Here is a 13,443-nt window from a genome sequence, read left to right on the forward strand (position 1 = left end):
CAATAGAAAATGGGGATCAATGATGGCAAATCAATAATGTCGAGACTGCAACACAGTTGGATAGAAGATTACACCATCCTTCTTGGGGAGTATCTACAGGAGGGAACATATCCCCCTAAACTGGAGGAATGGATAGAAGAGGCGATCGCCGCCCAAATTCCCCTATCCACCCTATCTCATTGGCATCATCACAGTCTTTCTCGATTTCTCCAGCGCGATCTCAACCCCGAAAATTGGCCCCCATTACTTCATAAAGCCGCCAGATTCCAAAGCCATAGCTTAAGCCTTTACAGTCAACAGTGGGGTTTAACCCCCCCAGATCGTTGGCAAGTGTTAGGCAAAGAAAGCGCCGATATCATCTGTATTGAAGACACGGAAGATCGGATTCTGGATATTAATCCAGCAGTAGAGAGGATTTTAGGATATACCCCCCAAGAATTAATCGGCCAACTAGGGTTCGATTTTGTTCATCCTGACGATCGCCCCTCCGTCAAGGCCGCTTTTTCTAAACTGGTGACTGGGCCCTACGCCTCCGAGCGGGTGGAATACCGCTTTCGTCATAAAGATGGCTCTTGGCGCTATCTTCAGTCCACGGGCACAAATTTACTTTATCATCCCAGCGTGCAAGGGATCGTGGTCTATAGTCGGGATATTACAGACCAAAAAGAACAAGACATCAAACTTAAAGAGTACATCGAGTTTGAACACTTGATGAGTCGTCTGTGTTCTCAGTTTATGCGCTTAAACGCCCATGAACTCGGTCGGGAGATCGAACCGGCGATCGGCTGTTTGGCTCAACATTATGATTGCGATCGCGCCTATCTATTTGAATTGGTGAGCGATCGCCAGATTGCCCAGTTGCGCTATCAATGGCATCATCCTAAAATCAGCCCCTTACCCGTCTTCTGGCATCAAATTCCTGTGGAATTAATCCCTTGGTGGATGGAGAGCCTGCAAAAACAACAAACTATCGTCATTAACGCCCTACAAGATTTTCCTCCAGAAGCCAAAGCAGAACAGGCCATCGCCTCGGCGATCCAAACTCAATCTTTATTGCTGATTCCCCTAATCGAAAATGATGATTTCATCGGATATCTAGGATTTGCCACCATTCGAGCTACTCACACCTGGACTGAAGATCGCATCGCCCAACTGCAATGGGCGAGTGAATTACTCACCCATACCTTAAAGCGACAACGGGCGGAATTAACCTTAGAACATCTTCGGGAACAGATGGAACAGCACATTGAGCAGCGTACCCAAGAACTGCAACAGGTGAATCATAAACTTCAGGCAGAAATTAGGGAACGCTACCAGATTGAAAACGCCCTACGCCAAAGTGAAGTTCGATTTCGCCATATCTTTGAAGATAGTCCCCTAGGAATTGCGATTCTCAATCCTGAGTATGGCTTAGAACGGGTTAACCTATCCTTGTGCCGCATGTTAGGCTACTCTCCCCTAGAGTTGGAATCGCTAAATTTAGTCGATTTACTCCATCCGGGCGATCGGGAATTAGCCCACAAACTCCTCAGACGGTTAATGAATGGGGAAATTCCTTCCTTTCAGGTTAAACAACGCTGTATTCATCAGACCCAGGACTTTTTGTGGGTTAAGCTGATTGCCTCTGTCATTTCTACTGCCGATCCCTGGGTACAAGCGTCGGAGCCAACTCCTGCTTATGGGATCGTTATTGTCGAGAATATTAGTAAGGGCAAGCAAGCAGAGGAAACCCTACAGTTAATTCAATTTACCCTCAATCGGGTAATGGATGCCGTCTTACTCGTCGATGCTCGCGGTCAATTGATCTATGTCAACGATCGCGCCTGTCAAACCTTGGAATATTCCCGCGACCAATTATTACAGATGAAAATTAGCCAGATCGATCGCTCCTATCACGATCGGAGTTGGCCCCTCTATTGGCAAGAGGTGAAACAATCGGGATTTATGCGCCTGGATTCCACCTACGAAACTCAATCGGGTCTGGAGATTCCCGTCGAAATTAATCTCAATTTCTTTCAGTATAAGGGCTTAGAGTATAGCTGTGCGATCGCCCGCGATTTGCGCGATCGCCAAAAAGCAGAAGCGGCTCTACAAAAAAGTCAACAACTACTAGCCACATCCCAGAAGGCTGCTGGATTAGGCAGTTGGGAGTTCGATCTGCTCACCCAAGAAATTTTTTGGTCAGATGAAGTCTTCCGCATTTTTGGTCAAGATCCCAGTTGGGAAAACGCTCCAACCTATGCCCAACATCTTCGACAATATCACCCCGACGATCGGGCCCAATTTCAATCGTTAGTTGAGCAAGCCATTTCCCAGGGAAAAGAATACGATTTTGAATTACGAATTCTTCACTCTTCCGGTGAAGTCCGCACCGTTTGGGCCCAAGGACAAGTCATGTTTAACGATCGGGGAGAGGCGATCAAACTCTTTGGACTCATTCAAGATATTACCGATCGCAAACAGGTAGAACTCGCCCTGAAAGAAAACGAAAGGCGCTACCGAACCTTAGTGTCTCACATTCCAGGGATTATCTATCGCTGTTTACCCAATCTCGATTGGACAGTTGAATTTATTAACGATGCCATTGAAGACATCCTCGATTATAGCGCAGAGGAAATGATGTCTCCAATTGCACCCGGTTTAGCAGCATTGCTTCATCCGGAGGATTTACCTTGGGTACGAGAGGAGGTTCAATTAGCTTTAGAGCAACACTCTCCCTTTGAACTCGAATATCGCATGATTGCCCGTGACGGCAGTATCCGTTGGGTTTACGAGAAAGGTCAAGGAGTCTGGAATGAGCAACAGGAGGTGGTTTATCTCGATGGTGCAGTTTTTGATGTGAGCGATCGCAAACAAGCGGAAGCCCAACTCAAAGCGTCCTTAGCAGAAAAAGAAGTGCTGCTGCGGGAAATCCATCACCGAGTTAAAAATAATCTCAATATTATCTATAGTTTACTGGATATGCAATCGAGACAAGTCAGCGATCCCGACCTCAATTCCCTGTTACTCGATAGCCAAAAACGCCTCAAAACCATGGCTCTGATTCATGAGAAGCTCTATTGCTCCAAGAGTCTCTCCCGGATTGATTTTGCCGAATATATCCATAGTTTAGTTCTGAGTATTTCTGCTTCCTATGGGATGCAATCCCATCAGATTCACTTAGATATTGATGCCGATCCCGTGCAACTGAATATCGAAACCGCCATTCCCACGGGTTTAATTATCAATGAATTAGTCACCAACGCCTTAAAACACGCTTTCCCAGACCATCGAGAAGGAACAGTATGGATTGAATTCCGTGAAATTAACCATGGACAACTCGATTTAACAATTGCTGATAATGGAATAGGTCTACCCTCTGAGGCTAGTGGGCAACCATCCCCTTCCCTAGGAATGCGTTTAGTGTATATTCTAGCCGATCAGTTAGATGCAGATCTACAAGTTCAATCAGAGAATGGAACCCGTTTTCACTTAACATTTGAACAGAGTTCTTAATCAGGTGATTTAATATGATAGATGTAGCCAAAAAAGTTTTAATTGTTGAAGATGAGCTGATTGCTGCTCATAACTTAGCGGATAATATTCAACAATTAGGGTATGAAGTTGCGGGCATTGTCAAAACGGGAGAAGCTGCGATCGATCGGGTTATGGCTAATCCACCCCATTTGATTTTAATGGATATTAAGTTACAAGGTACAATGAGTGGCATTGAAGCAGCCCGTGCCCTTCAAGACTATGATATTCCCATTGTTTACTTAACCGCGTTTAGTGATGCAAACACCTTGGAAGAGGCAACTGACACCTTGCCCTATGGCTACCTGAATAAACCGGCAAAGCTAGAAGATATTAAATCGGCGATCGCCATGTCTCTGGTGAAACACCAACAGGATCAAAAAATCAAATCCCTTTGGCATCAAGAGCAACACCTCAATCAGCTCAAGTCTCGTTTTGTATCCATGATTTCCCATGATTTGCGGGCCCCGTTAACCCATATTTTGGTTTCTCTAGAAATTTTGAGGCAATATGGTAATGAATTGAGTTCATCTCAAAAAAATAAGCAGTTCGATCGAATGCAAGTCGCCATTAAAAATATGACGCTACAACTGGAAGGAATGCTGACCATCGATCAGGTTGAGTCAAATAAATTACCGGTCAATCCTGTGCAGATTAATGTGGTCAATTTTTGTCAAGAAAGATTGGATTTTTTTGAAGTTATTGCTAACCAGAAAAGTTACTTGAAGTTTGACTACGATCGGGATAGTTTATGGTTGTATCTTGATGAAGATATCCTTCAGCATATTTTAAATAATTTACTTTCTAATGCGATTAAATATTCACCGGAAGGCGCAGAGGTGACTTTAAAGTTAAGGGCTGAACGGGAGGGTGTCGTCTTAGAAGTCAGCGATCGCGGGATTGGAATTCCCCCAGAGGAGTTGGACAATCTTTACAATCCCTTTGAACGGGCGAGTAATGTGGGCAAAATTAAGGGAACAGGTATTGGATTATATATTGTTAAACAAGCTGTGGAATGCCATCAGGGAACCATTGAGGTTTTGAGTCAGGTAGGGGTGGGGACAACGTTTCGGATTTGGCTACCTTCCCTACCACAGTTGGACGAAACCATACCATTGAGTCGTATGGAGCAGGATTGAGAGTGCGGGCATCTTGCCCGCTTCTTGAATCCAATTCACCGGATTTGATATTACTCGCGAGCAAGACGTTTGTCCTGCGGACACGCTACGCACTCCCGAAAACCTATTACACTATTTTAGATGAAACAATCCAGTAGGGTGGACAGGACGTAAAGCTGTCGCCTTTCTAGAAATCATCTTTAGAGGCGATCGCCTCTACCATCCGCTTAATCACTGCTGCGATCGGCATTTCCCCCAATTCTCCCCTAGCACGGGTACGAATATTCAGGCTCTCGGATTCCATCTCCTTCCCTCCAATCACACTCATAATCGGAACCTTCTCCTTCTCCGCATTGCGAATCTGTTTACCCAACCGCTCCCCACTGCGATCCACTTCCACGCGGATATTGTAATTGAGCATTTGCTCGGCCACCTTTTGGGCAAAGGGCAGTTGAGTTTCGCTCACCGGTAACAAGCGAATTTGTACCGGAGCTAACCACAGGGGAAAATCCCCCGCATATTCCTCAATCAAAATTCCCACTAACCGTTCTAAAGAACCGAACGGAGCGCGGTGAATCATCACCGGACGTTCGCGAACTCCTTGCTCAGAAACATAGGTCAGATCGAAGCGCTCTGGCAAAGTATAATCCACCTGTACCGTTCCCAATTGCCATTCCCGGTCTAAGGCATCCCGGAAAATAAAGTCGAGTTTCGGCCCGTAAAAGGCCGCTTCCCCGATGCCTTCAAAATGATCCATACCCAACGTTTCCACGGCCCGACGGATGGCATTTTGGGATTTTTCCCAGGCTTCATCTGAGCCAATATACTTGTCCAAGGTTGGGTCGCGGAAACTCAATCGGGCCCTAAAATTACTCAACCGCAAGTTTTTAAACACAGTTAGAGTTAAATCCACCACATTTAAAAACTCTTCATCCAACTGTTCTGGGGTCAGAAATAGGTGCGAGTCATCTTGAGTAAACCCGCGTACCCTCGTCAGTCCCCCCAGTTCGCCCGATTGTTCATAGCGGTAAACCGTGCCAAACTCAGCTAACCGAATCGGCAGTTCTCGGTAGGAATGGAGCTGACTTTTATAGATTTGGATATGGAAGGGACAGTTCATGGCTTTGAGGACAAACCCTTCTGCTTCCGATTCTCCCATCATTGGGAACAGGTCATCTTTGTATTTTTGCCAATGACCGGAGGTTTTAAACAGGTCTACCCGACCAATGTGGGGAGTAACGACCTGTTGATAGCCCCGTTTGAGTTGTTCTTGTTTGAGGAAGTCTTCGAGTAAACTGCGAACGGTTGCGCCTTTGGCTGTCCACAGGGGGAGACCGGGGCCCACTTCATCAGCAAAAATGAATAATCCCAGTTCTTTACCGAGTTTGCGGTGGTCTCGTTTGAGGGCTTCTGCTTTGCGCCGTTGATATTCGGCCAGTTGTTCGGGGGTTTCCCAGGCGGTTCCGTAAATGCGCTGAAGTTGGGCTTTGTTGGCATCTCCGCGCCAATAGGCTCCGGCTACACTTTCCAGGGCGATCGCCTTCGGGTTAATATCAGCCGTAGTCTCTACATGGGGCCCAGCGCATAAATCCCACCATTGATCGGCTAAATGATAGATCGTAATCGGTTCGGTTTGGATATCGTCGAGGATTTCCAGTTTATAGGGTTCTTGTAGTTGTTCAATCCGTTGCTTGGCTTCTTCCCGACTCACTTCTTCGCGAACGACGGGGAGTTTGCGGTTGATGATCTTGATCATCTCTTTTTTGATCGCCTTTAGGTCTTTTTCCGTAAAGGGTTCGGGACAATCAAAATCGTAGTAAAACCCATTTTCGATCCAAGGGCCAATGGTGACTTGGGCTTTGGGAAAGAGTTTCTGTACCGCCATGGCCATGATGTGGGAGGTAGTATGGCGGATTTTTTTTAACGTCTCCGATTCACTGGTGCGAGGCAGATGGATTTGAGGCGTTTCTTGTTCCATGGGTTGGGTTGGTTTGGAGTCTTCTGGAGGCATGGGTCGCTTAATCGCAAATAAGGGACGCTCTTAATGAGTTTAGATCAATTAGGGAATAGGTAATAGGCAAACCCCCCCTGTATCCCCCCAAGGGGGGAAGGCAATAGGCAATAGGGTATTTCTCCTTGTCCCCGTGTCCCCGTGTCCCCGCGTCTCCGCGTCCCCCCCATCTCCCCATCTTCCCATCCCCCCATAAGCCGGATCAATCTTAAGTGAAGCTTAAATTTCTAAATGTAAAGAAACGTAACTTACGTTAAGCTTATGATAGAGATTATTGGTAAATCCTAGATTGATCGCGATCGGGGCCAGATGGCCCCTAGACTCCGATTCAATACCCCTTTTGATTAAAACGCAATTTGGAGAGTTGTATAATGCTACATCTGCTTTACGTCTTTGCTTTCACCACCTTAGCGTTTATCGCCGTTGGCAATTTAATCCGCAACTTGATGGTTCTCGGTTCCGAAAGCACGCGCAACTATCCCCCGAAGGTAAACGATATTCCAGTCGATTCCCATCGCACTTCCTCCACTCAGGTTCCCCATCCTGAGTTTTTGGATGAAAGCGGAACGGTGATCAAAGAACCTCTGTTGGTGATGCGATCGATTACCGTAGAGGATGCCCGTGAAAAGCTGGATTCTCTGTATAATTCTTCTCCAGAGTCTTCCGTTAAGGATCGGCAAGACGATCGTTAAAATTCTGTTGAGATAATATTTATATCTAATTCGGTGATAGGGTTAAGTGGGAAAGAAACTGGATGGGAAAAAATTGAACCCTGCTTAACCCTTGATAAATTTACTCCATTCACACCGTGTAGTTCTTGAAGGGTTAAGCTAACCGGAATTGGGGATAAAGCTTGAGTTCATCTGGATTAAAGGTTCTGGCCCAGTTGACGAGATCTTGGGTGACGGTATGGGAATTCTTGGGTTTGATCAACAGAGCAATATATTGATCTTTTTGTTTGACCACAATTGCTCGGTATCCATCGGCATAGGTACTGGCATAATGGAAGCCATCGAGTTGCAGGGAGGACATGAGAAGCGATCGCAGTCCCAAAGCCTGAAACACCGTTTGTACCCAACTCACATTATCCACTTCATCCGTTACCAAATATTCACGGGGTAAACCGCTCAAATCAAACACTGCTGCACCGACTACTGACGTTAAATACAGATCTTGTTTAGCTAAATTTGGGGACTCAGAGGGGTTAGGCTGAGAATCAGTAGTCATTGGAGACTGGCTTACTTTAGATGAATGAGTAGAAATGCAGGTTGTAGAAACATTAGGATATTCATACACCCAATTGCAACCAGATAGCTCTGCTTCTGTTTTCCCCAATACTATAATCCTTAGTGTTGGATAAAGGTCTTGCAAGCGCCAACAAAACCTTTGGGTTTGATGTTGCAGGAAAAGTATATCTAAAATCAATAAATCTGCCACCTTCTGCCGCACACTGTGTAATAACTCCTGGGTATTGCGGCAAATTTGGGTATGGGATGGTTGCCGATCGATGAGATCGCGGACACAATTTTCTGCAAACCGAGTCGAAGCCAAGATTATATTTAGGGTTTGCTGTTGAGAAACTGGATTCATAACAGAAAGTTTCATATGTTCTCCTTTTGCGCGACACCAGTCAAATCAATCACATTATATTAAAGGGATTTTGCCTAGAATTTAAATAGACTCACTCTCATAGGGATCAATAGGGATCGCTACACCTTTGATTAACAGTATTCCTTAAGTAAATTATAAGGCCAATTTATCCACTGATTTTGCCTGGCAATTAAGTCTTAATTCCCATGATGTTTCTATTCTCTGTCCAGTTAAAAAGCTTGGAGATGCACTGGCGGATCGACTTATTTTAGGTGTAATACTGCTAACATGGTCTCTCCCTTAACTGTAGCCGTTGAGGGTTGTACCTCCGACGAGGGCCAGGTTCCAGGGTTGAAAAATAATATATAGAGTATTGTCTATGGATAACCCCCAAACAAACTCAGCAATTCTTTGTTTACAAATATTAACCAAAGTACATACAATGTAGGAGTAGGCAATGAGTATATATCCTCAATTATGTTTGGCAATTCATTTCCTTGGTTAAGTGCAATCATTCTATTTCCCCTTGTGGCGGCTCTCGCCATCCCTCTGATTAGCGATCGCCATACCAAGCTCGTCCGTTGGTACGCCCTAGGCGTAGGTCTCGTAGACCTAGTAATGACTCTCTACGCTTTCGGCTCCCACTACAACTTTCAACAATCCACCATTCAACTGGCTGAATCCTATCCCTGGATTCCCCAGCTCGGTCTCAACTGGTCTTTAGCTGTAGATGGCTTATCCATGCCCCTGATCGCCCTGAGTGCCCTAGTCACCACCGTGGCGATCGCCGCATCCTGGAACGTCAACCACCGCCCCAGACTGTTCTTCAGCCTGCTGCTGATCATGTACAGTGCCCAGATCGCGGTGTTTGCAGCCCACGACCTGCTTCTATTCTTCCTAACTTGGGAGTTGGAACTCGTCCCCGTTTATCTGCTCATCTCCATCTGGGGGGGACAAAAGCGCCTCTACGCTGCGACTAAATTCATCCTCTATACCGCTTTAGCTTCCATCTTCATTCTAGTTGCGGCCCTAGCCATGGCCTTCTACGGCGACACCGTAACCTTCGACATGACGGAACTAGCGAACAAACACTATCCCAGAGCCTTCGAGCTACTCGCTTACGCCGCCTTCATCATCGGTTTCGGTGTTAAGCTCCCCATCTTCCCTCTACACACTTGGCTTCCCGATGCCCACTCCCAAGCCTCCGCTCCCGTCTCCATGATTCTGGCTGGCGTACTGCTGAAAATGGGCGGTTATGGCATCATCCGTCTAAACTTGGAAGCTCTTCCCCATGCCCACGCTTACTTTGCTCCCGTCCTGGTTATCCTCGGCATTGTTAACATCGTCTACGGTGCATTCAACGCTTTTGCTCAAGGCGATCTCAAACGCCGCCTGGCTTGTTCCTCCATCTCTCACATGGGATTTGTTCTCATCGGTATCGCCTCCTTCAATGAACTGGGCTTAAACGGCGCAATGCTGCAAATGCTCTCCCACGGACTGATTGCGGCTGCCCTGTTCTTCCTGGCTGGAGTTGCTTACGAACGCACCCATACCCTGGCTTTAGCGAAAATGAGCGGACTGGCTCAAAGTATGCCCAAAGTCTTCGCCCTCTTCACTGCGGCATCTATGGCTTCTTTAGCTCTGCCGGGTATGAGTGGATTTGTGGGAGAACTGAGCGTTTTCTTGGGAGTTACCACCAGCGATGTTTATTCCTCTGGCTTCAAAGTTGTGGTCATCGGTTTAGCGGCTGTCGGTTTAATTCTGACCCCCATTTATCTGCTCTCCATGATGCGCGATATCTTCTACGGTGAAGAAACCGGTGTGGTTGTTGATGGCTGGATGGATGCTAAACCTCGCGAAGTGGCGATCGCCTTCTGTCTGTTGCTCCCCATCATCGGTATCGGTCTCTATCCGAAAATCGCCACCCAAACCTACGATATCAAAACCACGGCGATCGCCGAACAAACCCGCGAAGTTCTCACCGTGGTTGCCCAAGAGCGCTCACGCCTCTACTCCGGAAACTTCTATATTCCTAATGTTCCCGCAGCAAAAGCGCCCGCTCTGTTAGGAGTAATGGACAATATCTCCGGTTCCGCCTAAGCGACATTCGTCAAACAGTGGTACTTAGATTCCCAATCTCGACAACCATCAGATTCAGGGCCATGAGGGTGAATAGCACAAACCAATAAATTGCCCCCCGGACTCCCGCCATAGTAGTAGCGACAAGCTTCACAACGGCGGGATTTTTCCGCTTTTCCTAGGGCTACAGCCTTGAGTTTTGCCGCTAAATCGTGGTTTGGCTCCAGTGCTAAGGCTTTTTCAAACGCTTGCAGTGCCCATTCTTGATTGTCAAAATCCTGCAACCACATTAACCCCACCTCTGTCCAATCATCGGCCGGAGTCGGATGAAAACAGGATTTGCCTTGACTCAGGAGTTTACCGATCAGGGTTTCTACCAGTTCCGGAGGTTGAAACGGTTTGGCGATATAGCCATCGGCTATCGTGAGTCCTCGCACTCGATCCCGTTCATGATTTTTAACCGTGCAGAAAATAATCGGAATATGGCGAGTTTTGGGGTTTCGTTTCAAGGCCCAACAGAGCTGATAGCCATTCAAGTTGGGAGAAACAATATCAGCAATCACCAGATCGGGTAAATGCTGCTGGATTTGGCTTAAAGCTTCAAGTCCATCGCCTGCTTCTAATGTCTCGAAACCTACCGATCGCAGTAATTGGGCGATCGCCGCTCTTTGAGCGCTGCTATCCTCAAACACAAATACGGTACTCATAAAGGGCTTATCCGTTGATTCCAGGGTGTTCCAATGGGTTTAAGATACCCAACCTGGATGACAAATCCATCAACTCTAACCCAAAAGTACGCATCACTACGGTTGACAAGGTAGAATGAATTTGTTAACAATCCGCGATCGCCTAAGTAAATTTCCCGTCAACTTACTCTTGGTCTAACAAAACTCGCAAAAACAAAGCCGGAGTTAAAATTTGCGTGCCGTGATAATATTTCACTGAGAGCAAATGCTTATCGACGGACACCAAATAATCTGCTTTCACTTCATAAGCTGCTGCTAAAAACTTGTTATCATCTGGGTCGATGTCATCAAGGTAAGTAGCTTGGTAAATTCCAGGAATATGGAGCGCGATCTCTGTAATCTCCCTGAGTAAATCTTCGATATCTGCTAAATTAACTTGCTGTCTCACCAACCTCGTAATCAGTTCCTCAAGCAAAGCTGGAGCCATCACTAAACTAAAGCGTCCCTCACGCCATAACGTTAAAATTTGCCGAGGACTACTTTGACGGGTTGGACGAAGCATAGCAGCCACAAATACAGAAGTATCAATGACAACTTTAATCATCAATCTTCATTCCATTTCTAGAAGACTTGGATTGTTCAAGCTGTTCCCCAATGCGATCGACAGTCGCCTCAAAATCTGCCCAAATTTCTTCAGCCGGACGCGGTGGCATCGCTGAGGCGATCGCAAATGCCTTGTCAATCAACTCTCTAGCTTGACGAAGTTCCTCGGCGCTTGGGGGAGTGGGATCGACTTCGATTGAGTCCCACTCTAAGAACAACACATCGTTCGGCGTACATTGAAAAAAACCACACAGTTGCGCTAGGGTGTCGAAGGCGATCGCCTCTGCCGAACCATTCTCTAATTCCCGGATTTGCTCTAGGTCAATTCCCGTCACTTCGGCAATGTCTTCATTACTAATGTTGCCGTAACTTGCCTTTAATTGAGATAACTGACTTTTGACTTTCATGGGGTTCTAAAAAATACTGTTTATGAGTTAAATCATTATATTATAGCAACTTTAATTTTGCCCTCATCCCCCAGCCCCTTCTCCCACGGGAGAAGGGGAGAAAAACACCTCCGGCGATAAAGCTCCTTTTTTACTGCTCAGTTCTCTGCGATCGAGCTATAATCAACGCGATAGGGTTTGCAAGGATTGACTTATTACTTATTACTCATTACTTATTACTTAAAAAAGTAAGCGATCGCTTATATTTTCCCATTTCCTGCCTAAAATAAAACAGTCCCCCTTGAAACTCAGTTCCCCCATGAACAAGCTCCGAAAACAACTCTACGCCCTCATACTGGCCTTAGTCTGTACCAGTGCCCTGCTTTTAGGCGGGATTACACTAGGACAGGCTCAACCCCCAATTCATACAGAAGTGGTGGAATATCAACAAGAGGATGCCATTTTAGAAGGCTATCTCGCCTACGACCCATCCAGTAATAATCAACGTCCTGGAGTATTAATTATTCATGCTTGGAAAGGCTTAGGAGAATTTGAAAAAGAGCAAGCCGAAAAACTGGCGCAGATGGGTTATGTAGCTTTTGCTGCTGATATTTACGGTCAAGGCATTCGCCCAGAAACCACCGATGAAGCCAGGGAACAAGCCACCTATTATCGTTCTAATCGTCAATTATTGCGCGATCGCGCCCAAGCCGGTTTAGCCTATCTCAAACAACATCGGCTCACCCACTCCAAACAAACCGCCGCCATCGGCTACTGTTTTGGCGGCACAACCGTTCTCGAACTCGCTCGCAGTGGGGCAGAAGTCTCCGGAGTCGTCAGTTTCCACGGCGGCCTCGACACCCCCAACCCAGAAGATGCTAAACAAATAAAAGCCAAAGTTCTCGCCCTTCATGGAGCAGACGATCCCCTCGTTCCCCCCGAAGAAGTCGCTGCTTTCCAACAAGAAATGCGTCAAGCTGGGGTAGACTGGCAACTGATTGCCTATGGCGGTACGGTTCACAGCTTTACGAATCCTAAAGCTGGTAATGACCCCTCAAAAGGATCGGCCTATAACCCAGACAGTGCCCGCCGTTCCTTTGCCGCCATGGAACTCTTCTTTGACGAACTCTTTCATTGACATCCTCACCGCCCTAGAAGGACGGTGATTCCTATTCATGTCCGCGAAGCGGAAATCTCACAATTTAGGTTTCTGCTTCATAGCAGTTGCCTTCACAGATTTACTCTGCTCTGGTCTTACACTCGCTCCACAGACTGACACCGCAAGTCCTGCGGCCAATATGTTTTTGCTGGCATTGATATCGCGATCTAAATGTATGCCACACTTAGGACATTCCCATTGCCGAATATTTAACGGCATCTTTTCAACCACATGCCCGCAATTACTACAACGCTTAGAACTAGGAAACCACCTATCTATCTTGATATAGTTTCTGCCA

The 13,443-nt window shown here is 46.5% G+C and carries 11 protein-coding genes; 5 read left to right on the top strand and 6 right to left on the bottom strand.

The features are described 5' to 3' along the window. Positions 1 to 36: 36 nt before the first annotated feature. Both PJF56_RS07495 and PJF56_RS07500 read left to right on the top strand, forming a co-directional pair. On the top strand, positions 37 to 3,495 hold the full coding sequence (locus tag PJF56_RS07495) for a PAS domain-containing protein (RefSeq protein WP_283762030.1): 3,459 nt from the start codon (positions 37 to 39) through the stop codon (positions 3,493 to 3,495). Positions 3,496 to 3,509: 14 nt separating this feature from the next. After that, on the top strand, positions 3,510 to 4,652 hold the full coding sequence (locus PJF56_RS07500) for a hybrid sensor histidine kinase/response regulator (protein WP_283762031.1): 1,143 nt from the start codon (positions 3,510 to 3,512) through the stop codon (positions 4,650 to 4,652). Positions 4,653 to 4,818: 166 nt separating this feature from the next. On the opposite strand, the gene thrS is transcribed toward PJF56_RS07500, so the two are convergent. After that, a complete protein-coding gene (gene thrS / locus PJF56_RS07505; protein ID WP_283762032.1) occupies positions 4,819 to 6,642 on the bottom strand; it encodes a threonine--tRNA ligase in 1,824 nt (607 codons plus the stop codon). 371 nt (positions 6,643 to 7,013) lie between these two features. Between thrS and PJF56_RS07510 the strand changes: the two genes are divergently transcribed. Beyond that, on the top strand, positions 7,014 to 7,334 hold the full coding sequence (locus PJF56_RS07510; RefSeq protein ID WP_283762033.1) for a DUF2973 domain-containing protein: 321 nt from the start codon (positions 7,014 to 7,016) through the stop codon (positions 7,332 to 7,334). A gap of 133 nt (positions 7,335 to 7,467) precedes the next feature. Here PJF56_RS07510 and PJF56_RS07515 read toward each other — a convergent pair whose 3' ends face one another. After that, positions 7,468 to 8,247, bottom strand: a complete 780-nt coding sequence (locus PJF56_RS07515; protein WP_283762034.1) for a hypothetical protein — start codon at positions 8,245 to 8,247, stop codon at positions 7,468 to 7,470. 462 nt (positions 8,248 to 8,709) lie between these two features. Here PJF56_RS07515 and PJF56_RS07520 point away from each other — a divergent pair, with 462 nt between their 5' ends. Further along, the gene (locus PJF56_RS07520) at positions 8,710 to 10,332 is read left to right on the top strand and encodes an NAD(P)H-quinone oxidoreductase subunit 4 (RefSeq protein ID WP_283762035.1); all 1,623 of its coding nucleotides are present in this window, start codon (positions 8,710 to 8,712) and stop codon (positions 10,330 to 10,332) included. On the opposite strand, the gene PJF56_RS07525 is transcribed toward PJF56_RS07520, so the two are convergent. The 3 genes from PJF56_RS07525 to PJF56_RS07535 form a co-directional block, all read right to left on the bottom strand. Continuing rightward, positions 10,329 to 11,018, bottom strand: coding sequence for a response regulator (locus PJF56_RS07525; protein WP_283762036.1), 690 nt, complete (start codon positions 11,016 to 11,018; stop codon positions 10,329 to 10,331). The two genes, PJF56_RS07520 and PJF56_RS07525, sit on opposite strands and share 4 nt — an antisense overlap. Before the next feature lie 163 nt (positions 11,019 to 11,181). Next, positions 11,182 to 11,601 (bottom strand): putative toxin-antitoxin system toxin component, PIN family, encoded by a 420-nt coding sequence (locus PJF56_RS07530; RefSeq protein ID WP_283762037.1) that lies wholly within the window; start codon positions 11,599 to 11,601, stop codon positions 11,182 to 11,184. Next, the gene (locus tag PJF56_RS07535) at positions 11,594 to 12,007 is read right to left on the bottom strand and encodes a helix-turn-helix domain-containing protein (protein WP_283762038.1); all 414 of its coding nucleotides are present in this window, start codon (positions 12,005 to 12,007) and stop codon (positions 11,594 to 11,596) included. The genes PJF56_RS07530 and PJF56_RS07535 overlap by 8 nt, the downstream gene beginning before the upstream one ends. A 298-nt stretch (positions 12,008 to 12,305) precedes the next feature. Between PJF56_RS07535 and PJF56_RS07540 the strand changes: the two genes are divergently transcribed. After that, positions 12,306 to 13,124, top strand: a complete 819-nt coding sequence (locus PJF56_RS07540) for a dienelactone hydrolase family protein (protein ID WP_283762039.1) — start codon at positions 12,306 to 12,308, stop codon at positions 13,122 to 13,124. 57 nt (positions 13,125 to 13,181) lie between these two features. On the opposite strand, the gene PJF56_RS07545 is transcribed toward PJF56_RS07540, so the two are convergent. Next, on the bottom strand, positions 13,182 to 13,443 hold a 262-nt coding region (locus PJF56_RS07545; protein WP_347179477.1), incomplete at its 5' end, for a zinc ribbon domain-containing protein.

Source organism: Roseofilum halophilum BLCC-M91, assembly GCF_030068445.1.
In the GTDB taxonomy this organism is placed as follows: Bacteria; Cyanobacteriota; Cyanobacteriia; order Cyanobacteriales; family Desertifilaceae; genus Roseofilum; species Roseofilum halophilum.